This window comes from Actinocorallia libanotica (assembly GCF_039525175.1).
GTDB classification, from domain to species: Bacteria; Actinomycetota; Actinomycetes; order Streptosporangiales; family Streptosporangiaceae; genus Actinocorallia; species Actinocorallia libanotica.
In genome coordinates, this window is the sequence record NZ_BAAAHH010000008.1 from 150,494 (window position 1) to 176,399 (window position 25,906).

A 25,906-nucleotide genomic window follows, 5' to 3' on the forward strand; every position below is an offset into this window, starting at 1 on the left:
CGGGGCCGGTCAGCGGGTGATGATGATCTGGTCGGCCAGGCCGTAGTCGACGGCCTCGGCCGCGTTGAAGGTGCGGTGGCGGTCGGTGTCCTCGCGGATCTTGTCCACCGGGTGGCCGGTGTGCCGGCTGAGGATCTCCTCCATCTCGGCGCGGACCGTCGCCACCTCGCGGGCCTGGACGGCCAGGTCGGGCAGGGTGCCGCGGGCCTGGCCGGACGGCTGGTGCAGCATCACCTTCGCGTGGCGCAGGAGGGCGCGCTTGCCGGGCGTCCCCGCCGCCAGCAGGACGGCGGCCGCCGACGAGGCCTGCCCCATGCACGTCGTCGCCACGTCGGGCTTGACGAAGTGCATGGTGTCGTAGATGGCGGTCAGCGCGCTGAACGAGCCGCCCGGAGAGTTGATGTACAGGTTGATGTCGACGTCCCCGCTCACCGACTCCAGGTGGAGGAGCTGCGCCATCACCACGTTGGCGACGCCGTCGTCGATCTCGGTGCCGATGAAGATGATGCGCTCGGCCAGGAGCCGCGAGTAGATGTCGAAGGCGCGCTCCCCGGAGGACGTGCGCTCTACGACGGTCGGGATCATGTACTGGCTCATCACAGCCCCACCTTCTGGCGGACGAGCGACGGGCGGACGTCGTCGACGCGTTCCACGATGTGGTCGATGAACCCGTACTCCAGGGCCTCGCCGGCGCTGAACCAGGCGTCGCGCCTGCTGTCCCGCTCGACCTTCTCCTCGGGCTGCCCGGTGTGCTCGGCGGTCAGCCGGGTCATCAGCCTTCCGATGCGCTCCAGCTGCCCGGCGTAGATCTCGATGTCGGCGGCGGTGCCGCCGAAGCCCGCCGACCCCTGGTGCATGAGCACCTGGGCGTGCGGCAGGGCGAACCGCTTGCCGGCCGTCCCCGCCGTCAGCAGGAACTGCCCCATGCTCGCGGCCAGCCCCAGCACCAGCGTGCTCACGTCGTTGGGGATGAGCCGCATCGTGTCGTAGATCGCCAGCCCGGCGCTGACGGAGCCGCCGGGCGAGTTGATGTAGAGGCTGATGTCGCTGCGCGGGTCCTCGGCCGACAGCAGCAGGAGCTGCGCGCAGATCCGGTTGGCCACCGGGTCGTCGACCTCGGTGCCCAGGACGATGATGCGCTGCTGGAGCAGCCGTCCGGCCAGCTGGTCGTCGAGCGATCCGCCGATGGCGGGCCCTTCGGAGGCGGTGTGCATGGTCTCTCCCCGGTACTCGGTGCGGTGTTGCGGCCGACGCTAGGCCGCCCGCCGGACGGCGCCCAGGGATCTCTGCCGTCAGCAGAGAAATGACGCTCTCCGCGATCACCGGCCCCGGAGCGGTGCTGCCGGAGAGCGCCCTTATCCTGGCGGTGGCTTCGCCGTGCTGACGACCCCCGAGCCCCGCGCGAGGTACTTCCCGCCGTTCTTCCGGCGACCACATACCCCTGAGAGGACCTGAAGTGACTGACAAGGGCTGGGACCGCCTCATCGTTCGCGCCTTCTCGGTGATCGCGGCCGTGGAGGCGTTCACCTGGGCGGGGCTTCTGATCGGCATGTACTTCAAGTACGTGCCCGAGACGACCGAGCTGGGCGTCAAGATCTTCGGCCCGCTGCACGGCGGGGTGTTCATGCTCTACGGCGTCGTGGCGATCCTGGCCGCGGTCCGCCTGAAGTGGTCGTTCTTCTGGACCACGGTCCTCGCCCTGGTCGCGGCGGTCCCCCCGTTCGCCACCGTGGTCTTCGAGGTGTGGGCGCGCCGCAGCGGCCGCCTCACCCCGCAGGTCCCGGCCGCGGTCCCGGCGGCGGACTCCGCGAAAGCCTGATCTCCCAGAAGGGCCCCGGCGGAAGCCGGGGCCCTTCTTCTTGTGCCGGGAAGGCTTCTTGTGCCGGAAAGACCGAACCGGAGGAGGGCCGCGGTCATCTCATCAGGCCATGAACACCCTGCGCTTTCGGCTTGCGGTGCTGGTGGGGATCGCGGTGACCCTCGCGACGGGACTCGGGGTCACTCTCATCGGCTTCGGGAAGGCCGGGGAGTACGCCGGAGGCGCGCTTTACGCGTGCCTCATCGGCCTGCTGATCCTGCTGATCCTCCCGCGCATGAAGCCCCTTCTCCTCCTGGCCTCGACGGCAGGCGTGTGCTGGGCGGTGGAGTTCTTCCAGCTGACGCCGTGGCCCGCGGAGTGGGCGGAGCAGAGCTTCCTCGCACGCCTGGTGTTCGGCTCGACCTTCCACGCCCCTGACCTCCTCCCCTATATCCTCGGGGCGGGACTCGTCGCGGCCGTCCACGCGTGGACGCGGCGCGGCCCGCTCCCGGAGGCCGCCCCCTGAGCTCACACGTTATTCTCCATAATGGAGGGTGCGACACAGTGAAGCTGCTGGATGACGAACGGTCTCGGGACGTGGCGCGATGCGCGTTCGAGCGCCTGCTCGAACTGACCGAGGCCACCGCCGCGTTCGTGAAGCGGCGCCTGGCCGAGCACGGCCTGTCACGGGCGAGGGCGTCGGTGCTGTGGGTGCTGCACCATCGGGGTCCCGTGACGCAGCGGGAGCTGTCCGACCTGGTCGGCGTGACCCCCCGGAACATCACGGGCCTGGTCGACGCCCTGGAGGCCGACGACTACGTCACCCGCAGACGCCACCCGAACGACCGCCGCGCGATGCTCGTCTCCCTGACCGCCAAGGGCGCCGAGACGATGAACAGAGCCCAGGACGATTTCGGCGAGAACGCCTTCCGCCTCTTCTCCGACATCCCCGCCCAGGAACTGGACACCTTCCTGGAGGTGAGCGGCAGGCTCATCACCCGGGTCCGGGAGCACGCGGCCCCCTGTCACGACGCCCCGGGCCGGACGAGCCCGCTCTCGTAGGCGAAGACGACGGCCTGGGTGCGATCGCGCAGCCCGAGCTTGCCCAGCAGGCGGCTCACATGCGTCTTCACCGTCTGCTCCGAGACGAACAGCCGCTGCGTCATCCCGAGCGAGAATCCGCTGATCCTCCGCCTCCGGCGTTCCCGAGCCCGACCCGCTCCAGCACCTCCCGCACCCTGCGCTCGCCGATCCCGTTGGAGTAGGCGAGCCACAGCAGATGGTGAAAGGCCGCCCGCCCTGCACAGCCCCGGGCTCCAGCAACAGACGGTCGCACTCCCGGCGGTGGGCCGGTCCAGGCCGACGATCACCCGCAGAGTCGTCGATTTCCCGGGGCCCTCGCAGGAGTGACGCTCTCACCTGCCGAGGACGTGTTCACGGCCCCAGGCGCCGAGCGGTTCCAGGGCCTCGTTCAGCGACGCTCCGAGCGGGGTCAGCGAGTATTCGACGCGGGGAGGCACCTCGTCATGGGCCACGCGGTGCACGATGCCGTCGGCCTCCAGTTCTCGTAGATGCGAGGCGAGCACCTTCTCGGACACACCCCGTAGGGATCTGCGCAGTTCGCCGAAGCGCCGCGGACCCTCCGTCAGCTCCCAGAGGATCAGCACCTTCCACTTCCCGCCGATCACGTCCATCGCGGCGTCGATTCCGCAGATGAACATTCCCGGCCTGCGCGGGACCGTCATGGTGCCTCCACCTGCTCGCTCACCTCGAGGTGAGTGCGCACCTCAAAGTGCGTACTTGATCATTTCCGGGCTTCTGACCAGCCTAGAGCGCATGAACGACAACACTTTCGAGCATTCTCCGCTCACCGTCCTGGGACTCGGGGCCATGGGGACGGCGCTCGTCCGCGCCTGGCTCGCCGCGGGGATGCGGCCGACCGTCTGGAACCGCACGCCGGGCAAGGCCGACGCGCTGGCCTCCGAGGGGGCGAAGCCCGTCGCGACGGCGGCCGAGGCGGTGGCCGCGAGCGGTCTCGTGGTGGTGTGCCTCCTCGACGACGCCTCGGTCGGGCAGGCTCTGGACGGGATCGATCTGACCGGCAAGGACCTGGTGGACCTCACCACCCGCACGCCCGCCGAGGCCCGCGCCCGCGCCAGGTGGGCCGAGGAGCGCGGCGCCCGCTTCCTGGACGGCGGGATCATGGCCATCCCGCCGATGATCGGCGTTCCGGAGTCCGGCGGGTACGTCTTCTACAGCGGCTCGCGCGCCCTGTTCGACGAGCACCGGGCGACGCTGTCGGTCCCGGCCGGCGCCGAGTACACCGGTGAGGACCCCGGTTCCGCCTCCCTGCACGACGTCGCCCTGCTGAGCGCGATGACGGGGATGTTCGCCGGTGTCGCGCACGCCTTCGCCCTGATCCGCAAGTCGGATATCGCGCCCACGAGCCTCGCCCCGCTGCTCGTCGACTGGCTCAACGCCATGGCGCAGGGCGTCCACGAGCAGGCCGCGCGTCTGGAGAGCGGCGACTACACGCGGGACGTGGTCTCCAACCTCGCCATGATGGTCGAGGGCGACGGGACGCTCCTGCGCACGGCGGAGGAGCAGGGCGTCACCCCGGAACTCCTCACCCCGTACATGGCGTTGATGGAGCGCCGGGTCGCCGACGGACACGGCGAAGAGGACGCGACGGGAGTCATCGAGTTGCTCGTCGGCTGAACCCCGCCCGCTGAACCGCCCGCCGGTCCGTCAGGACGGGCGGTGGGAGCCCAGGCCGGTGAGGGAGCGGACGGAGAGTTCGTCGTAGCTCTGGGCTTCGGCCTTCTCGCGGCTCAGGAGGCTGCCGAGGACCGCGCAGAGGAAGCCGAAGGGGATGGAGACCAGGCCCGGGTTCTCCAGCGGGAAGAGCTGGAAGTCGATGCCCTCGGGCAGCAGGGAGAGGTTCCTGCCGGTCTCCGGGTCGGTCTTGCCGGAGACGGTGGGGGAGAGCAGCACCAGGAGGAAGCTGCTGCCGAGGCCGCCGTAGATCCCGGCGAGGGCGCCGGTCGCGGTGAAGCGCTTCCAGAACAGGGACAGGGTGATGGCGGGGAGGTTGGCGGAGGCCGCCATGGCGAAGGCCAGGGCCACCAGGAACGCGACGTTCAGGTTGCGCGCCACCACCGCCAGCATGATCGCCAGCAGGCCGATGAGGAGCGCCGCGACCCGGGCGACGGCGACCTCCTGCGACTCGCGCGGGCGGCCCAGCATCAGCACATGGCCGAAGTAGTCGTGCGCCAGGGAGGTGGAGGAGGCCAGCACCAGCCCGGAGACGACGGCGAGGATCGTCGCGAAGGCGACCGCGCCGATGAAGGCCAGCAGCAGTTCGCCGCCGAGCCTGCCGCCCAGGTGGCTGCCGAGCTCGTGGGCGAGCTGCAGCGCCGCGGTGTTGCCCGCCGGGTCCTGCGCGGAGATGGCCTTCTCGCCGACGAGCGCGGCGGCGCCGAAGCCCAGCGCCAGCGTCATCAGGTAGAAGACGCCGACGAGGCCGATCGCCCAGTTCACCGAGCGGCGCGCGGCGCGGGCGTCGGGGACGGTGAAGAACCGGCCGACGATGTGCGGCAGGCCCGCCGTGCCCAGGACCAGGGCGAGCGCCAGGCTGATGAAGTCCAGCTTGTTGAGGACCGTGCGCACGGTGTCGCCCTGGACCTCCTGCCCGTAGCGCCCGCCGGGCTGGAGGAACCCCGAGGAGCCGCTGGCGTCGGCGGCGGCGCCCAGCATGGTGCTGGGGTTGAAGCCGAACCGGCCGAGCACCAGCACGGTCAGCACGACCGTGCTGGCGACGAGCAGCACCGCCTTGATGATCTGCACCCAGGTGGTGGCCTTCATCCCGCCGAACATCACGTAGAAGATCATCATGACGCCGACGCCGACGATGGTGAGCACCTCGGCGGCTTCCCCGGAAACGCCGAGGAACGTCCCGCCGGAGTGCACGCCCAGCAGCAGCGACACCAGCGCGCCCGCGCCGACCATCTGGGCCAGCAGGTAGAACACCGACACGGTGACCGTGGAGACGGCCGCGGCCGTGCGCACCTTCGGCTGGCTGCGCGCCCGGTACGACAAGACGTCCGCCATGGTGAAGCGTCCGGCGTTGCGCATCATCTCGACCAGCAGCAGGCTGAGCAGCCACGCCACCAGGAAGCCGATCGAGTACAGGAAGCCGTCGTAGCCCGACAGCGCGATGAGCCCCGCGATGCCCAGGAACGACGCGGCCGACATGTAGTCGCCGGCGAGCGCCACCCCGTTCTGCGCCCCGGAGAACATCCGGCCCCCGGCGTAGAAGTCGTCGGCGCTGCGGGTGTTGGCGCGCGCCCAGAACGTCACGCCGAGCGTGATGACGATGAAGACGACGAAGAGGGCGAGGGTCAGCGTCCGCCCGTCGCCGGTCGCGGAGATCACGCCTGCCCCCTGCCCGCCTGCTCGTCGGCCGGGAACCAGTCGTCCATCCGCCCGCGCTCGGCCATCATCCGCGCGTACGCCTCCCGCCGCCGCTCCACCTCCTGGCGGATCTGCGCCGCCAGGGGGTCGAGCCTCCGCCGCGCGTAACGCGAGTAGTACCAGGCCAGCAGGAACGTCGAGGCGAACTGCAGCATCCCGAACACCAGCGCCACGTTGACGTTCCCGACCACGGGCCGCGCCATGAACCCCCGCGCGAACACCGACAGCCCGATGTAGAGCAGGTACCACCCCAGGAAAACCACGAGGAGCACCGCGATGAGCCGCCGGAACCGGCTCCTCAGCAGCCGGAACCGACGGTCCCCGACGATGATGGAGCACTCATACCCGCCCACCTGTTCACTTCCCCGCCGCGGTCGCGGCGCCGAATACCCGGCCATGCCGACCTCCCCGCCCTAGCAGTGCGCACCATCGACTCCGTATCGAGATCAAACGATAACTATGAGTGCGCGCTTTCGCCTGGAAACACGGGAAGCCGTCACGACCGGGTAACGCTCCGGGACGTCAGGAGGAGTTGAATCGGCGGAGGCGGAGGCTGTTGCTGACCACGAAGACGCTGGAGAAGGCCATGGCCGCGCCGGCGAGCATCGGGTTCAGCAGGCCTGCGGCCGCTAGGGGGAGGGCGGCGACGTTGTAGGCGAAGGCCCAGAACAGGTTGCCCTTGATGGTGCCGAGGGTTCGGCGGGACAGGCGGATCGCGTCGGCGGCGGCCCGCAGGTCGCCTCGGACGAGGGTGAGGTCGGCGGCCTCGATGGCGACGTCCGTTCCGGTGCCCATGGCCAGGCCCAGGTCGGCCTGGGCGAGGGCGGCCGCGTCGTTGACGCCGTCGCCGACCATGGCGACGACCCGGCCCCGGGACTGCAGGTCCTTGACGACGGACGCCTTGTCCTCCGGCATGACCTCGGCGTGGACCTCGGTGATCCCGACGGACGCGGCGACGGAGCGGGCGGCCGCCTCGTTGTCGCCGGTCAGCAGGATCGGGGTGAGGCCGAGGCCGCGGAACCGGGTGACGGCCTCGGCGCTGGTCTCCTTGATGGTGTCGGCGACGACGAGCAGGGCGCGGGCGGCGCCGTCCCAGCCGACGGCCACGACGGTCTTGCCGGTCGCCTCGGCCTCCTCCTTGGCCGAGGCCAGGGCGGCGGGCAGCGGCTGCGACCACTCGGCCAGGAGCCGGGGCCGGCCGACGAGCACCGCGTGCCCGTCCACCAGGCCCTGGACGCCCAGGCCCGGCACGTTCTGGAAGTCCGCGACGGGCGGCAGGGCCCCCGTGCGGTCCGCGGCCGCCTTGGCGACGGCCTTGGCGATCGGGTGCTCCGAGGCGTCCTCCAGGGCCCCGGCCAGGCGCAGGACCTCCGCCTCGTCCTCGCCGGGGGCGGTGACGACGGCGGTGAGGCTCATCTTCCCGTGGGTGACGGTGCCGGTCTTGTCCAGGACGATGGTGTCGATCCGGCGGGTGGACTCCAGGACCTCCGGGCCCTTGATGAGGATGCCGAGCTGGGCGCCGCGGCCGGTGCCGACCAGCAGGGCGGTGGGCGTGGCCAGGCCGAGGGCGCACGGGCAGGCGATGATGAGGACGGCGACCGCGGCGGTGAAGGCGGCGGTGGCCGAGGCGCCGGAGCCCAGCCAGAAACCGAGGGTGGCCACGGCCAGGACGATCACCACCGGCACGAAGATCCCCGAGACGCGGTCGGCGAGCCGCTGGGCCTGGGCCTTGCCGCTCTGCGCCTCCTCCACCAGCCGCGCCATCTGGGCGAGGCGGGTGTCGGAGCCGACCCGGACGGCGCGCACGACGAGCCGCCCGCCGGCGTTGACGGTGGCGCCGGTGACGGTGTCGTCGACGCCGACCTCGACGGGCACCGGCTCACCGGTGATCATGCTGGTGTCGACGGCGGACGCGCCCTCGACGACGATCCCGTCGGTGGCGATCTTCTCGCCGGGCCGGACGACGAACAGGTCGCCGACGGCCAGCCGGTCGATCGGGACCGTGACGGGCGCGCCGTCGCGCAGCACGGTCACGTCCTTGGCGCCCATCTCCAGCAGGGCCCGCAGCGCCGCGCCGGCCCGCCGCTTGGAGCGCGCCTCGAAGTACCGTCCGGCCAGCAGGAAGACGGTGACCCCGGCGGCGACCTCCAGGTAGATGTTGCCGCCGCCGTCGCTCCGTTCCACGGTGAGCTCGAAGGGGTGCTTCATGCCGGGTTCGCCCGCGTGCCCGAAGAACAGGGCGTAGAGCGACCACAGGAAGGCCGAGGCGGTGCCGAGCGAGACGAGGGTGTCCATCGTCGCGGCGCCCAGCCTGAGGTTCTTCCAGGCGGCGAGGTGGAACGGCCACGCGCCCCACACCACGACGGGCGCGGCGAGGGCGAGCGAGGCCCACTGCCAGTTGCGGAACTGCAGCGCCGGGACCATCGCCATCGCGATCACCGGGACGGCCAGCACCAGGCTGACGAGCAGCCGCTGCCGCAGCGTCCGCAGGGCGGAGTCCTCCGGGGAGGACTCCTCCGCGTCCTCCTCGCGCGGCGGCGCGGGCAGCTCGGCGGTGTACCCGGCCTTCTCCACCTGGGCGATCAGGTCCTCGGGCGTGACCTCGGGCCCGTAGGAGACGCTCGCCTTCTCGGTGGCGTAGTTGACGCTGGCGGTGACGCCTTCGAGCTTGTTGAGCCGCCGTTCGACGCGGTTCGCGCAGGAGGCGCAGGTCATCCCGCCGATCGTCAGTTCGACGCGGTCCTGGACGGGGTTCATCAGGGCCTCCTTACGAGGTCGGCAGGGCGGCTGGACCAGTGGATCGTTCAGCATGCGTGAGCATGCGTTCAGTTGCGGGTAGCGCGCCGTCAGGCGCATGGCTTTCAGTGGACGTGGACGGTGAATTCCGCGGTGCGGACCTGGCCTTCGTGCTGGAAGTCCAGGTAGAGCCGGTGGTCCCCGCCCGTGGGGGCCTCGGCGAAGAAGGTGATGTCCGGCCCGGAGGCCGTCTTGCCGTCGCCGGGAGCACCTTCCGGATGGACATGAAGATAGGCGAGGTCGTCCTTGCGCAGCGCCACGAGGTGCCCGTAGGCCCCCAGGTAGGGCTGGAGGTCGGTGACGGGCTTCCCGTCCTTGTTGACGGTCAGGGTCAGCTCGCTGGTCCGGCCCGCGGCGAGCGTGCCGTCGAGGGTGACGGTGTACCCGTCGACCTCGGCCGTGTCGGACGGCGCGGGCAGCGGGCGCTCGGTGGCCGTGCCGGGCACGTCGGTGTCGAGCGTCAGCACCTGGGCGTCGCCGCCGGTGGGCTTGAAGTCGGCGAACGCGCGGTACGAGCCGGGCTCGCCGAGCGGGGACTCCACCTCCCAGACGCCGTCAGGACGCAGCTCGGGGTGGACGTGGCGGAACCCCGAGAGATCTCTGCGAACGACGATCAGGTGCATCTTCTTGTCGTGTTCAACGTCGTAGGCGGTGACGGGCTTCCCGTCCCGCCCGGTGACGCGGAAGGCGAACCGGCCGCCCGGCGCGTCCTGCCGGCTGATCGCCAGGTCCGTGGCGGCCGCGGGCTCGGCGGCCGCCTCGTCTCCGTGCGCCCCGTGGTCCTCATGGGAGGCGGGTTCGCCGCTCTGGACGTGTTCGGGCCGTTCGGCCGGGTCGGGTCCGAGGACCTTCCCCGCGCCGAGGGACACGCCGAACACCCCCGCCATCCCCACTGCGAACGCGCCGAGCTTCACCGCGGTGTTCATGATCTCTCCTTCCGGGTCCGTCCTTTTCTCGAACCATATACCCCAGGGGGGTATTTCGCGGAGATGGTGTGACGCGAGTCATAGTTCGAGAAAAGGGGCGCGCCGCCCCGGATCAGCGGGTCAGAGGGTCTCGCCCATCCAGACGACGTGCTCGTTCTCGGCCAGAACGGTGAACCCCAGCGCCCGGTAGAAGCCGACGGCGCGCCGGTTCTCGGGCGAGACGCCCAGGTGGATCCCGGGGGACCCGGCCCGCCGGAGCTGCTCGCGCAGGCGGTCCATCAGCCTTCGCCCGTACCCCTTGCCCTGCGTGCTCGGCAGGAGGTCGATGTGCAGGTGGGAGGGGTGGCTCGCGACGATCTCGTCCGGAGCGGGGTGGAAGTGGTGGATGGCGTACATCAGCCGCTCGTCCGTCGTCGCGGGCTTGCCCGGATCGGGGTACCGCTCCCGCAGCGGAGGCCACCACTCCGCCTCGCACCGCGCCTCGAACGCGCGGGTGTCGGGCGCTCCGAGGATGTAGCCGAGGACGTCGCCCTCCTCCTCGACCACCGATGCGAAGCCAGGGCAGAGCTTCATGTACGCCCCGGCGTAGACGTGCCCCAGCAGTTCCGGATCGGTGATCAGGTGTGTGGCGTCTTCTCCGGACGCGCCGGTGCGCAGGCAGATGTCGTAGACGGCGGCCTCGTCGCCCGGTCGAAATTCGCGGATCATCACCGTCTCCTCGCCTCGGTACCGTGAGCACCATGCCAGATCTGTTCGTCTACGGCACGCTTCGCTTCCCCGAGGTGCTGGACGCGCTGCTGGGCCGGGTGCCCGAACTGTCCCCGGCCAGGGCGGAGGGGTGGCGGGCGGCGGCGCTGCCCGGACGGGTCTACCCCGGGCTGGTCGCCGCCCCCGGCACGGCCGACGGCCTGCTGATCAGCGGCCTCGGCGCGGACGAGTTCGCGCTCCTCCACGCCTACGAGGACGCCGAGTACGAGGTCGTCGAGATCCGCCTCACCGACGGCCGCCCCGCCCTGGCCTACCGGTGGCTCCACGAGGCCCTGGACGAGGACTGGGACCCGGAGCGGTTCGCCGCGCAGGTCCTGGACGCCTACGTCCCCGGCTGCGCGGCCTGGCGGACGGAGTACCACGTTCGATGATCTGGGGGAGTCCGGCCGATCCTCGCTTCGCTCCGGTCGTCCGTGCTTTTCTGGGGGGCGACCCCCAGGCCCCCGGGGGGAGTCCGGCCGATCCTCGCTTCGCTCCGGTCGTCCGGACTCAGGGGACCAGCGCCACCTTGCCGGTGACCTGGCGGTTCAGCAGGGCGTCGAGGACCTGGCCCGCCTCGGCCAGGGGCCGGACGGCCGGGGCGATCGGGTCGAGCCGTCCCGCGGCGACGAGGTCGAGCGCCTCGCGGTGCAGCTCGGCCTGCCGCCCGGGGGCGGCCATGGACCATCCGCCCCAGTCCACGCCGACGATCGCGCGGTTGCGCAGCAGCACCTGGTTGAGGGGGAGCGAGGGGATCCCGCCGGTGAAGCCGATGACCGCGTACCGGCCGTAGTTGCGCAGGGCGCGCAGGGCGGGGTCGGCGAGCTTGCCGCCCACCGGGTCGTAGACCACGTCCACGCCGCCTTCGGAGAAGGCGCGGGCGGCGGTCTTCACGTCCTCGGCGAGGGTGTCCACCACGGCGTCGGCGCCGGCGGCGAGGGCGGTGTCGCGCTTCTCGGCGGAGGACGCGCCGGCCAGCACCTTCGCGCCCAGCGCCTTGGCGACCTGGACGGCCGCGAGCCCCACGCCGCCGCCGGCGCCCAGCACCAGGACGGTCTCGCCCTCCCGCAGCCCGGCCCTGTCGCGCAACGCGTACAGCGCGGTGCAGTAGGACTGGGTGAAGGTCGCCGCCCGGGGGAAGTCGAGCACGTCCGGGATCACCACGGCCGCCTGGGCCTGCACCACGACCTGCTCGGCGAAGCCGCCGATCCCGCACAGGGCGGCCACCCGGCTGCCGACGGCCGGCCCGCTCACCCCGGGACCGAGCGCCTTGACGGTCCCGGCGACCTCCCCGCCGGGGACGAAAGGCAGCGGAGGCTTGATCTGGTACCGCCCGTGCAGGAAAAGCCCGTCCACGTAATTGGCGCCGGCCGCGGCCACCTCGATGAGCACCTGCCCGGGACCGGGCACCGGCTCGGGCGCCTCAACAGTTTCCAGAGATCCCAGTTTTTCCACCGTGAATGCACGCATTCCGGCAGACTAAAGGGAAGTGATATCGCGCACGGCCCGGGGGTCGCCCCGGGCCGTGCGGGTCAGTCCAGTTCCTGCAGGGTGTAGCGCAGTCCCATGTGCGAGGGGCGGAAACCGACCTTCTGGTAGAAGCGGATGGCGTCGGGGCGCTGCCGGTCGCTGGTGAGCTGCACGACGCGGCAGCCCATCGCGCGGGCCTCCTCGATGGCCCAGCGCAGCATGGCGTGGCCGACGCCGCGGCCGCGCAGGTCGCCGGCGACCCGGACGCCCTCGATCTGGGCGCGGGAGCTGCCCATGTAGGTGAGGCCGGGGATGTAGGTGAGCTGGAGGGTGGCGATGACGTCGCCGTCGACGTCGGCGACGATCAGGCGGTTGTGCGGGTCGGCGTCGATGGTGGCGAACGCCTTCTCGTAGTGCTCGTTGACCTCGGGCGACTCGCGGGTGCTGCCCAGCACGTCGTCGGCGAGCAGCCGGACGATCTTCTCGAGATCGGCGCGGGTGGCCTCACGGAAAACGGGCTGCTTGCGGGTGGTCATGGCCCGCAGGCTACCCGGCGCCCCGCGCGCGGCGTCCGGCGGCTTCCCCGTAACGCCGGGTTGTAGTACTACGTGTTGTAGTACTACATTGGGTGGCGTCAGAAGGACGCAAGGAGGCGTGCCGTGAAGGCGACCATGTACCGCGATGTGGCGAACCCGCTCGCCGTGCGCAGGGACACCGACGAGCACTGGACCGATCTGGCCGAGTGTCGCGGTGCGGACCCGGAGCTCTTCTACCCGATCTCGGAGGCCGGTCCGGGGCGGGACGTGGTGGGCGAGGCCAAGCGCATCTGCCACCGCTGCCCGGTGACCGCCGACTGCCTGGACTGGGCGCTGCGCGCCGGCGAGCCGGCCGGGGTGTGGGGCGGGACGACCCCCGAGGAAAGGCGTTATCTGCGTCGCTGAGGGGGCGGGCCGCGGTAATCCAAGAACTTATCGGGTATATCGGTCGTTAACCTGAAAAACGACAGATAGGGCAGGTCCCCGATGAGCGCCCGAAGCCGGGAACTCGGCCGCAGAGCCGCCGGAGAACTGACAGTTCAGGCCACCCGCGCCCTGGGAGGCGCGGCCCTGGTGGGCGGGATGCTGGCCCTGATGTGGCTGCTGGAGGCCATCGACTACGTCCTCGGCGGATGGCTCGACCTCTACGGGATCCGCGCCCTTCACCTCCCCGACCTTCCCCAGATCTTCAGCGCCCCCTTCCTGCACGGCAATTTCGAGCACCTCATGGCCAACACCGTGCCCTTCGCGGTGCTGGGCTTCGTGGCCGCCCTGCGCGGTCCGGGCAAGTTCGTGCTGATGAACCTCATCGTCATCGTGATCGGCGGGCTGGGCGTCTGGCTGACCGGCCCGCCGGACTCCGAGACACTCGGCGCCAGCCTCCTGGTGTTCGGCTACTTCGGCTACATCCTCGGCCGCGGCTTCTTCGAACGGCACTTCGGCGACGCCCTCATCGCGGTGGCGGCCTTCGCCGTCTACGGGAGCATCCTGTACGGCGTGCTGCCCACCAACACCATGGTCTCCTGGCAGGGCCACCTGTTCGGGCTCATCGGCGGCCTGGTGGCCTCCTACGCCCTGCGCCGCCGCAGGGTCGCGGAAGCCGACCCCGTGCCCTCCGGGGTCTGAGCCGCCCGGATCACCGGGGACGCACGGAGACGTCCGTGACGACGGCGTCGGCGGGCGTCTCCAGTGCGCCGACGATGGTCCTGGCCACGGTCGAGGGGGCGATGTAGTCGGCCGGATCGTAGGAGGCGCCCTCCTGGGCGCGGACCCTGCGCTGCATCTCGGTGGCCGTGCGGCCCGGGTAGACGCTCGTCACCCGGATGTCCGGCTCCTCCTGGCGCAGCGCGTCCGCGAGCGCCTTCAGGCCGTGCTTGCTCGCCGCGTACGAGGCCCAGCCGGGGTTGGCGCGCAGCCCCGCACCGGAGTTGACGAACACCACGTGCCCCGAGGCGGCGCGCAGGGACGGCAGGAGCAGCCGCGTCAGCTCGGCGGCGGCCACCAGGTTGACCATGAGCTGGTCGATCCACGAGTCGGCCTCCTGCTCGGCCACCCGGCCCAGCTCGCTCATCCCGGCGCTGTGCACCACGCCGTCCAGGGCGGGCGGCAGGTCGGCGACGGCCAGCGCCGCCTCGATCCGGCGCGGCTCGGCCAGGTCGAGGGGCACCGTCCGGACGTGCTCGCCCCGTTCGCCCGCGGGCGCGCCGCCGGACCGCGGCAGCGACCAGCCCTGCGTCTGCCCGTAGGGCGAGGCGGCGAACCGGGAGGCGATCGCGGTCAGCCGTTCGGGGGAGCGCCCCGAGAGGATCAGGTCGTGTCCGTGCTCGCGCAGCAGCTCGGCGGTGGCCAGCCCGATGCCCCCGGTGGCCCCGGTGATCAGATAAGTCCCCATTTCCTGCCCCCTGTCGTCGGCCTCGCTCAGTTGGGCCGCAGCACGCGGGCCACCCCGGCGATCAGCGCGGTGGCGAGAATCCACCCGGTCGCGATGATTCCGTACCCCAGCCACTGGGTCCACCCCACCGCGTCCCAGGCCCCCCGCTGCCCGAACGCCCCGATCGGGATCAGCAGGTCGATCACGTAGGCGAAGGCGTTGAAGTCGGGCAGCTCCCCGGCCTCCTTGATCGGCCGCGGCGGCACCCTGGTGTACACGGCGGTGCCGAAGGCGACGATCGCGGCCAGCCAGCCGAAGGCCAGCCACGGCCGGTACCCGTAGCCGACGGTGTAGTCCAGCAGCGCGCTCCACAGCCGGGACGGCCACGGCAGGGTGCGGCGGCGCCGGCGCATCTTCAGCAGCTGGGTGCGCCGGGCCAGATGCTCGTTGCCGTCCCTGAGGTACCAGGCGGCGAGCTGCTCGTACGGCTGGGGCCGGAACCCCTCGGGGTCCCGGCTCACCCAGTCGACGCGCCGGGCGACGCCCCCGCCGCGCAGCGACTCGTACGTCGCCCCGGACAGCCGCAGCTGCTCCGGCCAGGCCTCCGGACGGTCGAGCAGCACGCCGAGCCGGGCGTACGACAACGAGACGATGCCCTCGACAGGTTCGGAGGGAGAGAGGATCAGCTCGCTGACGGTGGCGTGGCTGAGCTGGAGCGCCACCCGCCCTGGCGCCCGCAGCGCCCCGGCCTGGTCGAACGAGAGCGTCCCGTCGACCCGCGCCCCCCGGAGCTTGACGGTGCCCTCCGCCTGGAACCCGCGGCTGCACTCCATCGCGTCGGTGACCACCAGGTTCTGCCCGTCCAGCGCCAGGCGCCCCGGGTTGGACAGGCGGGCGCCCTCCAGGAAGAACCCTCCGGTGAACCGGGCTCCGGTCAGCCGCATCCCGCCGGTGATCTCGGCGTTCCGGATGAAGACCCCGCCCTCGACGAGCAGCGCCCCGGCGAAGAGCGCGTACTTCTCGTCCCCCGCCGTGATCTTCGTGCCGTTCATCCGGAGCCCGCTGAGCAGCTGGGCCCGGACCAGCTTGATCTGCCCCTCGACGACCGAGCCGGAGAGGCTGACATAGCCCTCGGCGCGCAGCCCCGCCGCGTCGAGGCCCGGCATGGCGCAGTCGGTGAGGTGCAGTTCCCGGGTGCGCGCGTCGTGGAAGCGCGGCGCCTCGTCCAGGACGCACCTCTCCAGGCGCAGCTCGCACTCGACGGCGCCGCCCGAGACGTCCAGGCGGCCGGTCACCTGCGCACCCCGCAACCGGACCGCCGGGACGAACCCCCGTTCGGGCTCCTGCGCGCCCAGCAGCAGCCGGGCGATCACGGACGCCGAGACGACGGCGTCGGGCTCGTCGGTCAGATCCACCAGGACGCCCCTGGCGTGGGCGTCCCAGAGCCTTTGCTCAGCGCTGTTCAGTTCGGGCTCCAGGTCGTGTCCGGTTTAGAAGAAGCCGCGCTTGCGCCCCGCCTGCTGGAGGAAGGCGTCGATCTCCTGCTCCCAGTTGGTGTTCTCGAAACCGGCGTTGGGCACGGTGAAGCGGCTGAACGTGTCGTGGCTGCCGCCGAACATGGTGCGCTTGTCCAGCTCCAGGATGACCTCGGTGGTCTGCGGGTTGCTGACGAAGGTCACCTCCAGCTGCTTGATGTGCTGGGCGTAGCGGCCGCCGGGGTGGAACTCGATCTCCTGGTAGAAGGGCAGGAGCTGGGTGACGCCGTAGATGCGGCCCTTCTCGCAGTCGGCGTTGCGGAAGTGGAAGCCCAGGTTGGAGAAGGCCGCCAGGATGCGCTCCTGGGCGGGCAGCGGGTGCACCGCGACGGGGTCGAGGTCGGTGGCGTCGACGGCGCGGGCGACCTCCAGCTCGGTGGCGACGCCGACGGTGGTGCCGCGCAGCGGCTGGCCGTACATGTGGGTGAGCGGGGTCTCCCACGGGACCTCGAGCTGGAACGGGAAGCTGTGGCGCACGCCCGGCTGGAGCTGGAACGCCCCGGACAGGTGGGCCTTGGCGTACTTCTCGTTCTGGGTGTACTCGTTGTCGCCGCTCTCCACCTCGACGCGGGTGACGAGGGCCACGTTGATGCCGAGGATCTCCGAGACGCCGTCCCCGCCCGTCAGGTGGATGTCGCCGACGATGATCCCGCCGGGCCGGACGTTGGAGTCCCGCAGGATCGTCTCGATGGAGGGGCCGCCGACTCCGAAGGCGCTGAGCAGCTTCTTGAAGACCATGTTTCCGCATCTCCTTGAGGGTGGGCGGGGCCGGTCGGCCACCGTCACTCCTCTCTTAGTCGTGCGGGCAAACCAGTACGTTCCGTGATCATCTCGTACAACTATGTGGTATGAGTCACACTCCGGTCGGGGCCTGCGAAGTCTTGTCACTGTTACCGACGGGTAGCATCATCAATAGTTACTAACCGGTAGACGCGGGATGCGCGGCAACCCGCCGAGCAAGACGGGGTGTCACCCATGGGGCACTACAAGGCCAATCTTCGGGACATCGAGTTCAACCTCTTCGAGGTGTTCAACCGCCAGGAGGTCCTCGGCAAGGGTCCTTACGAGGACATGGACGAGGACACCGTACGCAGCATCCTCGACGAGGTGGTGCGGCTGACGACGGGTCCGGTGGCGGAGTCCTTCGAGGACGCCGACCGCAACCCGCCGAAGTTCGACCCGGTCACCGGCGAGGTGAAGATGCCGGAGTCGTTCAAGAAGTCCTTCAAGGCGTGGATGGACGCCGAGTGGTTCCGCCTCGACCTCTCCCCCGAGCTCGGCGGCAACCAGGCCCCGCGCTCCCTGGGCTGGGCGGTGGCCGAGCAGGTCCTGGGCGCCAACCCGGCCGTCTACATGTTCTCCTCCGGTCCGGGCTTCGCCCAGATCCTCTTCAACGAGGGCAACGAGGAGCAGAAGAAGTTCGCGCAGCTCGCCGTCGAGCGCCAGTGGGGCGCCACGATGGTGCTGACCGAGCCCGACGCGGGCTCCGACGTCGGCGCCGGCCGCGCCAAGGCCGTCCAGCAGCCCGACGGCACCTGGCACATCGAGGGCGTGAAGCGCTTCATCACCTCGGCCGAGCACGACATGTCCGAGAACATCTACCACCTGGTGCTGGCCCGCCCCGAGGGCGCCGGCCCCGGCACCAAGGGCCTGTCCCTGTTCCTGGTGCCCAAGTACCACGTGGACGTGGAGACCGGTGAGCTCGGCGAGCGCAACGGCGTCTACGTCACCAACGTCGAGAAGAAGATGGGCCTCAAGGTCTCCACGACCTGCGAGCTCACCTTCGGCGAGAAGCACCCGGCGGTCGGCACGCTCGTCGGCGACAGGCACGACGGCATCCGCCAGATGTTCCTGGTCATCGAGTACGCCCGCATGATGGTCGGCACCAAGGCCATCGCGACCCTGTCGACCGGCTACCTGAACGCGCTGGAGTACGCCAAGGAGCGCGTCCAGGGCGCCGACCTGACCCAGCAGGCCGACAAGACCGCCCCGCGCGTCACCATCACCCACCACCCGGACGTCCGCCGCTCGCTGATCACCCAGAAGGCCTACGCCGAGGGCATGCGCGCGCTGGTCCTGCTGACCGCGACCTACCAGGACGCGATCGCCATCGCCAAGCACGAGGGTCGCCACGACGCCGCCGCGGAGAAGATGAACGACCTCCTCCTGCCGATCGTCAAGGGCTTCGGCTCCGAGCGCTCCTACGCGCTGCTGGGCGCGGAGTCCCTGCAGACCCTGGGCGGCTCGGGCTTCCTGCAGGAGTACCCGATCGAGCAGTACATCCGGGACTCCAAGATCGACACCCTGTACGAGGGCACCACCGCGATCCAGGGCCTCGACCTGTTCTTCCGCAAGATCCTGCGCGACCAGGGTGCGACCCTGAACGTCCTGCTGGGCGAGATCAAGGAGTTCGCCGCCTCCGAGGCCGGAAACGGCCGCCTGAAGAACGACCGCGCCCTGCTCGCCCAGGCCGTGGCCGACACCGAGGGCGTCCTCGGCGCGATGGTCAACGCCGCGCTGGGCTCGATGGAGAACCCGAAGGAGATCTACAAGGTCGGGCTGAACACCACCCGCCTGCTGATGGCCCTCGGCGACACCGTCGTGGCGTGGCTGCTGCTGCGCCAGGCCGAGGTGGCCCTGAACAAGCTGGGCGGCGAGGTCTCCGAGGCCGACCGCGACTTCTACACCGGCAAGGTCGCCGCCGCGCAGTTCTTCGCTGCGAACGTCCTGCCCCGCATCGCCTCGGACCGCGTGATGGCCGAGAACACCACCCTGGACGTCATGGAGCTGCCGGAGTCCGCCTTCTAAGGCACCCTCCTCGGATCCGACGCACCACGAGGCCCCGGCACGGAAACTCCGTGCCGGGGCCTCGTTTCGCGTCCGGACGCCGCCGCGCGCGGTGATCGCGCCCACAGAGGCGGTCACGTGTCCGGCGCCGTGGAGTTGGGGAGACCTTTACTGAGACATCCATTCTCCGGAAAGGGAACGGTCATGCGCTTCAGTCTGGCGATCTTCCTCTTCACCGTGGGCGCCATCCTCAAGTTCGCCATCAAGGCGGACGGCGACCCGGTGAGCATCAACACGATCGGCGTCATCTTCATGATCATGGGTGTGGTCACCCTGGCCGTGCAGTACCTGCCGGGCCGCAAGCTCGACTCCGAGGTCGTGCCGCACATCGAGCGGCCGGGCGACGGCGGGCCCGAGGTCATCGTCCGCGAGGTCCCCGTGCGCGAGGTCCCGGTGCGCGAGGCGCCCGTCCAGGAGACCCGCGCCCGCACCGACCGCGACGTGATCGACTGAAACCTCTGCTGTGATGGCGCAGTCTGCCCGAAGATTCGCGTCTGGTGCGGTGGTCACGGGGTAAATCTTCCGGTGGGACATGGTAGGAGCTGAGTGATCTGTGCCACGATGGGACTAGATCTCCCTTACGCGCTCCGCCGCGACCCGGCGGGAGTGAGGGGGCTCCGACCACCTGGCAGGTGCGGCGAACCCGCGCTCCAGGCAGACGAAGGAGGCGGTCGTGACCCTTGACGCGCACACCGTGCACGACACGGAGCTCATCCAGCTGCTCACCCCCGAGGGCGAGCGGCTCGAACACCCCGACTACCCGCTCACGCTCACCGACCCGCAGCTGCGCGACCTCTACCGCGACCTGGTCGTCGTGCGGGCGCTGGACCGCGAGGCCGTGGCGCTCACCCGGCAGGGCGAGCTCGGCCTGTGGCCCTCGCTGCTCGGCCAGGAGGCGGCCCAGGTCGGCTCCGGCAGGGCGCTGGGCGCCGGGGACATGGTCTTCCCCACCTACCGCGAGCACGGCGTGGCCTACTGCCGCGGCCTGCCGCTCCTGAACATCCTCAAGCTCTTCCGCGGCGTCGACCACGGCGCCTGGGACCCGCGTGAGTTCGGCTTCCACCTGTACTCGATCGTCATCGGCAGCCAGACGCTGCACGCCACCGGCTACGCCATGGGCATCCAGCGCGACGGCGGCCGCGGCGCCGGCATCGGCGACGCCGCGATCGCCTACTTCGGCGACGGCGCCACCGCCCAGGGCGACGTCAACGAGTCGTTCGTGTGGGCGGCCGTCTACAACGCGCCGATCGTGTTCTTCTGCCAGAACAACCAGTGGGCGATCTCCGCGCCGCTGGAGCGCCAGACCCGCATCCCGCTGTACCGCCGCGCCCAGGGCTTCGGCTTCCCCGGCGTGCGGGTGGACGGCAACGACGTGCTGGCCTGCCTGGCCGTCACCCGCCGCGCCCTCGACCTGGCCAGGACCGGTCGCGGCCCCACCCTCATCGAGGCGTTCACCTACCGGATGGACGCCCACACCACCACCGACGACCCCACCCGCTACCGGTCCTCCGCCGAACTGGAGGAGTGGCGGCTGCGCGACCCCGTCGTCCGGCTCCGCGCGTACCTGACGCGCAGCGGGCAGGCCGAGCCCGAGTTCTTCGACGAGACCGACGCGCACGCCAAGCGGGAGGCCGCCGCCCTGCGGGCCGCCTGCCTGGCACTGCCCGACCCGCCCCCCGCGGAGCTGTTCGACCGGGTCTACGCCGCCCCCCACGCCGTCCTGGCCGAGGAGCAGGCGGCCTACGACTCCTACCTGGCGGGGTTCCGGTGAACGAGGCGATCGAGACCATGCCCAGGCCGCGCAGCCAGACGCTGACCCTGGCCAAGGCGCTGGGACAGGGCCTGCGCAAGGCCATGGCCGACGACCCGAAGGTCGTGGTCATGGGCGAGGACGTCGGGCGGCTCGGCGGCGTCTTCCGGGTGACGGACGGGCTGCAGAAGGAGTTCGGCGAGGACCGGGTGATCGACACCCCCCTCGCCGAGTCCGGCATCGTCGGCACCGCGATCGGCCTGGCGCTGCGCGGGTACCGCCCGGTGTGCGAGATCCAGTTCGACGGGTTCGTCTTCCCCGCCGCCGACCAGATCATCACCCAGCTCGCCAAGATGCGGATGCGCTCGCGCGGCGCGGTCGAGCTGCCGGTGGTCGTGCGCATCCCGTGCGGCGGCGGCATCGGCGCGGTCGAGCACCACAGCGAGTCGCCCGAGGCGTACTTCGCGCACACCGCGGGACTGCGCGTGGTGGCCTGCGCCAACCCCGTGGACGCCTACTGGATGATCCAGCAGGCCGTGGCCTGCCCCGACCCCGTCGTCTTCTTCGAGCCCAAGCGCCGCTACTGGGACAAGGCGCAGGTCGACCCCGCCGACGGAGGGGTGCCCTTCGACCGCGCGGTGGTGGCGCGGCCCGGCACCGACGCGACGCTGCTGGCGTACGGGCCCATGGTGAAGACGTGCCTGGAGGCCGCGCAGGCCGCCCAGGAGGACGGGCGCTCCCTGGAGGTCGTCGACCTCCGCTCGCTGTCGCCCCTGGACACCGCCACGGTCGTGGAGTCGGTGCGCCGCACCGGCCGCTGCGTGGTGGTGCACGAGGCCCCGGTGTTCGGCGGTTTCGGCGGCGAACTCGCCGCCCGCGTCACCGAGCACTGCTTCTACCACCTGGAGGCCCCGGTGCTGCGCGTCGGCGGCTTCGCCACCCCCTATCCCCCCTCGAGGCTGGAGGACCACTACCTCCCCGATCTCGACCGGATTCTGGACGCGGTGGACAGGAGCTTCTCGTGGTGAGGCACTTCAGGCTCCCCGACGTGGGGGAGGGGCTGACCGAGGCGGAGATCGTCAGGTGGCACGTACGGCCGGGCGACCCCGTCGAGCTCAACCAGACGGTCGTGGAGATCGAGACGGCGAAGGCGATCGTCGAGCTGCCCAGCCCGTACGAGGGGGTGGTCGCCGAGATCCTCGTGGAGGAGGGCGACACCGTCGCCGTCGGGACGCCGATCATCGGCGTGCGCGAGCCGGGGGACGCGGCGCCCGAGCCTCCGGCGGGCGGGGAGGCGCGGCCTGCCGCGGGCGCGGCGGAGCCACGGACACCGTCGGAGGCGAAGGAGCCACGGACGCCGGTGACGGAGGAGCCGCAACCGTCGGTGGCGGAGGAGCCGCAGACCGAGACCGCCGCGCCCGGGGGGCGCACGCCCGTCCTGGTGGGCTACGGCGTGAAGCCCGGCAGCACCCGGCGGCGGCCGCGCAAACCGGCGGCCACCCGTCCCGCGGCCCTGCCGCCGGCGGGCCGGGCGCTGGCCAAGCCGCCGGTGCGCAAGCTCGCCCGGGACCTCGGCGTCGACCTCTCGACGATCGTGGGCACCGGGCCCGAGGGGACGGTCACCCGCGAGGACGTGCGGGCGTCGGTGGCGGAGCCCGCGGCCCCCGGGGCGCTCACGGAGCCCGCGACGCCCACGGCGCCTGCGGAGTCCACGGCGCCCGGGGAGTCCATGGCGCCTGCGGAGTCCACGGCGCCTGGGGTGTCCACGGCATCTGAGGAGGCCGCGGCGCCTGCGGAGGCCGCGGCGTCCGTGCGGGAGCGGTCCGCGGTGCCGCAGGAGCGCGCCGACGAGGAGCGCGTTCCGGTCAGGGGGGTGCGCAGGGCGACGGCGGCCGCGATGGTCTCCTCGGCCTTCTCAGCCCCGCACGTGACGGAGTTCCTGCAGGTGGACGTCACCCCCGCCATGAAGATGGTGGAGCGGCTCCGCGCCCTCCCGGAGTACGCCGAGTCCAAGGTCACCCCCATGCTCCTGGTCTCCCGCGCCCTCCTGATCGCCGCCCGCCGGCACCCGATGATCAACTCCTCGTGGGACGGGGCGGCCGGGGAGATCGTGGTGAAGCGCCGCGTCAACCTGGGCGTGGCGGTCGCCGCCGAGCGCGGCCTGCTGGTGCCCAACCTCAAGGACGCCCATGCCCTGCCCCTGCCCGACCTGGCCGCCGGGCTCCAGGCGCTCATCCGCAAGGCGCGCGACGGCCGGTGCGAGCCCGCCGACCTCACCGGCGGCACCCTCACCATCACCAACGTCGGCGTCTTCGGCGTGGACGCCGGCACCCCCATCCTCAGCCCCGGCGAGGTCGCCATCCTGGCCGTCGGCCGGATCCGCGAGCTCCCCTGGGTGCACAAGGGCAAGGTCAAGCCGCGCCTGGTGACGACGCTCGCCCTCTCGTTCGACCACCGCGTCGTCGACGGCGAGCTCGGCTCCGCCGTCCTCCGCGAGACGGGCGCCCTCCTAGAGCAGCCCTTCCGCCTCCTGGCCCTGGGGTGAGGCGCCGCTCGCGAAGGTGAGCCGCCGCTCGCGGCGGCGGGGGTTACTCGCGCGACAGCGCGCGGGTGGCCCCCGCCGCCACCGTGAGGCCGAGGAGGAGGCCCGCGGCGACCAGGATGTTGGCGGCCACCTGGTAGGGGCCCTCGGGGGCGAACACCGTCTCCTGGCCCAGCGAGCCGATGGGGAGCAGGAGGTCCAGGGTGTAGAAGAAGGCGTTGAAGTGCGGGTGGTGACCGTCGTCCAGGATGCCCGGCTTCTCGATCGTGAAGAGGATCGTGCCGGCGACCTGGAGGGCGGCCAGCCAGGCCAGGGCGCGGAACGGCTTGTAGCCGTAGCCGACCAGGACGTCCTGCAGGTAGCCGAAGATGCGGTGGTGCCAGGGCTGGGTGGCGCGCCGGTCGCGCTGCTTGGCCAGCAGGACGGCGCGGGTGTCGGCGTCCAGGCCGATCGTGCGGTAGGTGGCCGACAGGCGCTCGTACGGCTGGGGCTGGTAGCCGTCCTTGTCGCGGCGGATCCACTCCAGCCGCTTCTGGGCGTCCAGCGGCGGTTCGAGCGTCTCGTAGGCCAGGCCGTCGAGCTGGAGCGAGGAGGCCCAGGTGTCCGGGTCGTCCCGCAGCAGGGCGATCTTGGCGTAGGAGAGGTCCACCACGCCCTCGACCGGCACGGCGGGGCGCAGCAGCAGCTCCTCGGCGCTCAGCCGCTGCACGTTCAGCGCGGTGCCGGCGGGGTTGGCGAGCCTGGCGCCCTTGAAGCTGAGCTGCCCGCCGATCTTGGCGCCGGCGAACGAGGCCTCGCCCCGGCAGGTGAAGCCGCTGGAGCAGTACACGTCGATGTCGACCACGAGGTCGTCGGCGTCCAGGGCGCGGCCGCGGTGGTTGAGCCGGGCGTCCACCAGGGACAGGTAGCCGCCCACGCGGGCGCCGCGCAGCCGCACCTCGCCCTCGGCGGTGAAGCCGTTGTCGCAGAAGACGTTCGCCCCCACGTCCAGCCGGGAGGCGTACAGGGCGGGCCCGCCGGAGTTGCGCAGGGTGGCCCCGCGGAAGATCAGCTGCCCGCCGATCCGGGCGCCCGGCAGCCGCACCTCGCCCTCGGCCAGGAACCCCTGGTCGCAGTAGACGTTGGCCTCGACCTGGAGCCGGTCGGCCAGCAGCGACTCCCCGGCCGGGTTGGTCAGCTGCACGCCCGTGAGGCTGAGGATGCCGCCGACGTGCGCCCCGTCCAGGAGCACCCCGCTGGTGATGACGCTGCCCGCCAGCCACAGGTGCCCGTCGACGCGGGCGCCGGAGGCGTCCAGGCCGGGCATCTGGCACTGCACGAGCTGCACCGTCTGCAGCTGCGCCCAGTACAGCCGGGGCTGCTCGGCCAGCACGCACTCGGTGAGCATCATCGGGACCCCCACGTGCGCGTGGCCCAGGTCGAGCGAGCCCGTCACGTAGGCGCCGCGCAGCTGCAGCTTGGGCACCTGGCCGGGCTCGGACCCGCGGGCGCCGGTGAGCAGCGCGACCAGGACCGCGGCGCGCACCCGGCGGTGCGGTCCCCACTGGTCGGTCTGGGCGGCGTCGAGGGGCGTCAGGTCCACGAGCTCGCCGGAGGGGAAGGCGTCCCATACCCGGCGCTCGGCGGGGGTGAGGTCAGAGACGTCCAAGGACTGGCTCCTGGGGGGAGGGTCGCGCACGTGGCGTACGCTTTCGGATTGCCGTCAAGAGTAGAACAGCGATCAGTCGCGGGCGTAGGTCCGCGAGGGGGGAAGCGTAGTGGCGCGTGTGGTCGTCGAGGTCATGCTGAAGCCGGAGATCCTGGACCCGCAGGGCCAGGCGATCGGCCGGAAGCTCCCGCAGATGGGTTTCGAAGGAGTGGCCGCCGTCCGTCAGGGCAAGCGGTTCGAGATCGAGCTGGCCGGTCCGGCCGACGAGGCGGCGGTGGAGCGCGTCCGCGAACTGGCCGGCACCCTGCTGGCCAATCCGGTGATCGAGGACTTCGAAGTCCACGTCGCGGAATAGCGCTTCACCCGGAGAAGAGGCCCGGCGGAACAGGCCGTCTTGTCGCGTTCCAGCAGGTAACGAATTCAAACGATCCGCCGGCCCGTGATTATCGCGGATACCGCGGGGAACTGTTAGGTCCGTCCGACTTTCCGAGGTGGGCCTGGTGGATATGAAATTCTCGCTGGCTTTGCCCTGTGAGGAGCTGAGCGTGCCGGTGATCCGCCGGGTGCTCGGAGACGCGCTGCGCGGGCTCGGCGTTTCCGGCGACTGCATTCACGACATTCTGGTGGCCGCCTCCGAGGCGTGCACCAATGTCGTCCGGCATTCGTCGACCCGCGAATACGAGGTCACCGGGCATATCGACGAGGAAACCTGCGTGCTCTCGGTCATCGACCACGGCGACGGGCTCGGGCCGGTGGCGCGCCCGGCGGGGGGGCTCGCCGAGTCCGGCCGCGGCCTGGACATCATGAACTCCCTGATGGACGACCTGTCCCTGACCACCACGTCCGACGGGGTGCGCGTCGTGCTGCGCAAACGACTGACCTGGTGCGACGAGGCGCTCATCCGTCGCCTCGAATCAGAACTGGTCCGTAGCGCCGGGTAAGTTATCCCGGTAGACGGACGTCCTCAC

Annotated in this window: 28 protein-coding genes and 1 pseudogene; 14 read left to right on the forward strand and 15 right to left on the reverse strand. The window is 71.3% G+C overall.

The features are described 5' to 3' along the window. Window positions 1–9: 9 nt before the first annotated feature. Entirely contained in the window at window positions 10–600 is a 591-nt protein-coding gene (locus ABD140_RS12945; RefSeq protein ID WP_344240289.1) for an ATP-dependent Clp protease proteolytic subunit, read from the reverse strand. Next, window positions 597–1,214: an ATP-dependent Clp protease proteolytic subunit gene (locus ABD140_RS12950; RefSeq protein WP_344240291.1), complete on the reverse strand. Its 618-nt coding sequence runs from the start codon at window positions 1,212–1,214 to the stop codon at window positions 597–599. Before ABD140_RS12950 ends, ABD140_RS12945 begins: the two co-directional genes overlap by 4 nt. Before the next feature lie 242 nt (window positions 1,215–1,456). Between ABD140_RS12950 and ABD140_RS12955 the strand changes: the two genes are divergently transcribed. From ABD140_RS12955 to ABD140_RS12965, 3 genes are all read left to right on the forward strand, one after another. Then, on the forward strand, window positions 1,457–1,819 hold the full coding sequence (locus ABD140_RS12955; RefSeq protein WP_344240293.1) for a DUF3817 domain-containing protein: 363 nt from the start codon (window positions 1,457–1,459) through the stop codon (window positions 1,817–1,819). Window positions 1,820–1,928: 109 nt separating this feature from the next. Continuing rightward, entirely contained in the window at window positions 1,929–2,324 is a 396-nt protein-coding gene (locus tag ABD140_RS12960) for a ribosomal maturation YjgA family protein (protein ID WP_344240295.1), read from the forward strand. 38 nt (window positions 2,325–2,362) lie between these two features. After that, window positions 2,363–2,860 carry a MarR family winged helix-turn-helix transcriptional regulator gene (locus ABD140_RS12965; protein WP_344240297.1) on the forward strand — a complete coding sequence of 166 codons (498 nt, stop codon included), beginning with the start codon at window positions 2,363–2,365 and terminating at the stop codon, window positions 2,858–2,860. Here ABD140_RS12965 and ABD140_RS12970 read toward each other — a convergent pair. Next, window positions 2,824–2,955, reverse strand: a pseudogene (locus ABD140_RS12970) (response regulator transcription factor); the annotation flags it as partial. The gene ABD140_RS12965 and the pseudogene ABD140_RS12970 sit on opposite strands and share 37 nt — an antisense overlap. Window positions 2,956–3,213: 258 nt before the next feature. Further along, entirely contained in the window at window positions 3,214–3,543 is a 330-nt protein-coding gene (locus ABD140_RS12975) for a winged helix-turn-helix transcriptional regulator (RefSeq protein WP_344240299.1), read from the reverse strand. 91 nt (window positions 3,544–3,634) lie between these two features. On the opposite strand from ABD140_RS12975, the gene ABD140_RS12980 reads away from it, so the two are divergent. Continuing rightward, on the forward strand, window positions 3,635–4,516 hold the full coding sequence (locus ABD140_RS12980; RefSeq protein WP_344240301.1) for an NAD(P)-dependent oxidoreductase: 882 nt from the start codon (window positions 3,635–3,637) through the stop codon (window positions 4,514–4,516). Window positions 4,517–4,546: 30 nt separating this feature from the next. Here the strand turns inward: ABD140_RS12980 and ABD140_RS12985 are convergent, their stop codons facing one another. The 5 genes from ABD140_RS12985 to ABD140_RS13005 all read right to left on the reverse strand — a co-directional run bounded on the left by ABD140_RS12985 (window position 4,547) and on the right by ABD140_RS13005 (window position 10,701). After that, window positions 4,547–6,232 (reverse strand): solute symporter family protein, encoded by a 1,686-nt coding sequence (locus ABD140_RS12985; RefSeq protein WP_344240303.1) that lies wholly within the window; start codon window positions 6,230–6,232, stop codon window positions 4,547–4,549. After that, entirely contained in the window at window positions 6,229–6,624 is a 396-nt protein-coding gene (locus ABD140_RS12990; RefSeq protein ID WP_344240305.1) for a DUF485 domain-containing protein, read from the reverse strand. The genes ABD140_RS12985 and ABD140_RS12990 overlap by 4 nt, the downstream gene beginning before the upstream one ends. Before the next feature lie 169 nt (window positions 6,625–6,793). Further along, window positions 6,794–9,028 (reverse strand): heavy metal translocating P-type ATPase, encoded by a 2,235-nt coding sequence (locus ABD140_RS12995; protein ID WP_344240307.1) that lies wholly within the window; start codon window positions 9,026–9,028, stop codon window positions 6,794–6,796. Window positions 9,029–9,132: 104 nt separating this feature from the next. Beyond that, complete coding sequence (locus ABD140_RS13000) at window positions 9,133–9,993, reverse strand: hypothetical protein (protein ID WP_344240309.1); 861 nt, start codon at window positions 9,991–9,993, stop codon at window positions 9,133–9,135. A gap of 120 nt (window positions 9,994–10,113) precedes the next feature. Then, window positions 10,114–10,701, reverse strand: a complete 588-nt coding sequence (locus ABD140_RS13005) for a GNAT family N-acetyltransferase (RefSeq protein ID WP_344240311.1) — start codon at window positions 10,699–10,701, stop codon at window positions 10,114–10,116. A gap of 32 nt (window positions 10,702–10,733) precedes the next feature. On the opposite strand from ABD140_RS13005, the gene ABD140_RS13010 reads away from it, so the two are divergent. Beyond that, window positions 10,734–11,132, forward strand: coding sequence for a gamma-glutamylcyclotransferase family protein (locus ABD140_RS13010; protein WP_344240313.1), 399 nt, complete (start codon window positions 10,734–10,736; stop codon window positions 11,130–11,132). A gap of 118 nt (window positions 11,133–11,250) precedes the next feature. Here the strand turns inward: ABD140_RS13010 and ABD140_RS13015 are convergent, their stop codons facing one another. Further along, complete coding sequence (locus tag ABD140_RS13015) at window positions 11,251–12,210, reverse strand: NADPH:quinone oxidoreductase family protein (protein WP_344240315.1); 960 nt, start codon at window positions 12,208–12,210, stop codon at window positions 11,251–11,253. Between the two features lie 62 nt (window positions 12,211–12,272). Then, window positions 12,273–12,746 carry a GNAT family N-acetyltransferase gene (locus tag ABD140_RS13020; protein WP_344240317.1) on the reverse strand — a complete coding sequence of 158 codons (474 nt, stop codon included), beginning with the start codon at window positions 12,744–12,746 and terminating at the stop codon, window positions 12,273–12,275. A gap of 135 nt (window positions 12,747–12,881) precedes the next feature. Here ABD140_RS13020 and ABD140_RS13025 point away from each other — a divergent pair, with 135 nt between their 5' ends. Further along, window positions 12,882–13,151 (forward strand): WhiB family transcriptional regulator, encoded by a 270-nt coding sequence (locus tag ABD140_RS13025; RefSeq protein ID WP_344240438.1) that lies wholly within the window; start codon window positions 12,882–12,884, stop codon window positions 13,149–13,151. An 81-nt stretch (window positions 13,152–13,232) separates the two neighbouring features. Next, complete coding sequence (locus tag ABD140_RS13030; RefSeq protein ID WP_344240319.1) at window positions 13,233–13,871, forward strand: rhomboid family intramembrane serine protease; 639 nt, start codon at window positions 13,233–13,235, stop codon at window positions 13,869–13,871. Between the two features lie 10 nt (window positions 13,872–13,881). On the opposite strand, the gene ABD140_RS13035 is transcribed toward ABD140_RS13030, so the two are convergent. The 3 genes from ABD140_RS13035 to ABD140_RS13045 form a co-directional block, all read right to left on the reverse strand. After that, window positions 13,882–14,637, reverse strand: coding sequence for an SDR family oxidoreductase (locus tag ABD140_RS13035; RefSeq protein ID WP_344240321.1), 756 nt, complete (start codon window positions 14,635–14,637; stop codon window positions 13,882–13,884). Between the two features lie 26 nt (window positions 14,638–14,663). Beyond that, complete coding sequence (locus tag ABD140_RS13040) at window positions 14,664–16,031, reverse strand: hypothetical protein (protein WP_344240323.1); 1,368 nt, start codon at window positions 16,029–16,031, stop codon at window positions 14,664–14,666. A 75-nt stretch (window positions 16,032–16,106) separates the two neighbouring features. Beyond that, window positions 16,107–16,889 (reverse strand): sporulation protein, encoded by a 783-nt coding sequence (locus ABD140_RS13045; RefSeq protein ID WP_344240325.1) that lies wholly within the window; start codon window positions 16,887–16,889, stop codon window positions 16,107–16,109. A 237-nt stretch (window positions 16,890–17,126) separates the two neighbouring features. Between ABD140_RS13045 and ABD140_RS13050 the strand changes: the two genes are divergently transcribed. From ABD140_RS13050 to ABD140_RS13070, 5 genes are all read left to right on the forward strand, one after another. Further along, complete coding sequence (locus ABD140_RS13050; RefSeq protein WP_344240327.1) at window positions 17,127–18,959, forward strand: acyl-CoA dehydrogenase; 1,833 nt, start codon at window positions 17,127–17,129, stop codon at window positions 18,957–18,959. A 183-nt stretch (window positions 18,960–19,142) separates the two neighbouring features. After that, window positions 19,143–19,451 carry a hypothetical protein gene (locus ABD140_RS13055; protein ID WP_344240329.1) on the forward strand — a complete coding sequence of 103 codons (309 nt, stop codon included), beginning with the start codon at window positions 19,143–19,145 and terminating at the stop codon, window positions 19,449–19,451. A 220-nt stretch (window positions 19,452–19,671) separates the two neighbouring features. Beyond that, window positions 19,672–20,769: a pyruvate dehydrogenase (acetyl-transferring) E1 component subunit alpha gene (gene pdhA / locus ABD140_RS13060; protein ID WP_344240331.1), complete on the forward strand. Its 1,098-nt coding sequence runs from the start codon at window positions 19,672–19,674 to the stop codon at window positions 20,767–20,769. Window positions 20,770–20,786: 17 nt separating this feature from the next. After that, complete coding sequence (locus ABD140_RS13065) at window positions 20,787–21,776, forward strand: alpha-ketoacid dehydrogenase subunit beta (RefSeq protein WP_344240440.1); 990 nt, start codon at window positions 20,787–20,789, stop codon at window positions 21,774–21,776. Further along, window positions 21,770–23,293 carry a dihydrolipoamide acetyltransferase family protein gene (locus tag ABD140_RS13070; protein WP_344240333.1) on the forward strand — a complete coding sequence of 508 codons (1,524 nt, stop codon included), beginning with the start codon at window positions 21,770–21,772 and terminating at the stop codon, window positions 23,291–23,293. Before ABD140_RS13065 ends, ABD140_RS13070 begins: the two co-directional genes overlap by 7 nt. A 43-nt stretch (window positions 23,294–23,336) precedes the next feature. Here the strand turns inward: ABD140_RS13070 and ABD140_RS13075 are convergent, their stop codons facing one another. After that, window positions 23,337–24,938: a hypothetical protein gene (locus ABD140_RS13075; protein WP_344240335.1), complete on the reverse strand. Its 1,602-nt coding sequence runs from the start codon at window positions 24,936–24,938 to the stop codon at window positions 23,337–23,339. A 109-nt stretch (window positions 24,939–25,047) separates the two neighbouring features. Here ABD140_RS13075 and purS point away from each other — a divergent pair, with 109 nt between their 5' ends. Continuing rightward, window positions 25,048–25,293: a phosphoribosylformylglycinamidine synthase subunit PurS gene (gene purS, locus ABD140_RS13080; RefSeq protein ID WP_344240337.1), complete on the forward strand. Its 246-nt coding sequence runs from the start codon at window positions 25,048–25,050 to the stop codon at window positions 25,291–25,293. A 190-nt stretch (window positions 25,294–25,483) separates the two neighbouring features. Then, window positions 25,484–25,879, forward strand: a complete 396-nt coding sequence (locus tag ABD140_RS13085) for an ATP-binding protein (protein WP_344240340.1) — start codon at window positions 25,484–25,486, stop codon at window positions 25,877–25,879. Window positions 25,880–25,906: the final 27 nt, after the last annotated feature.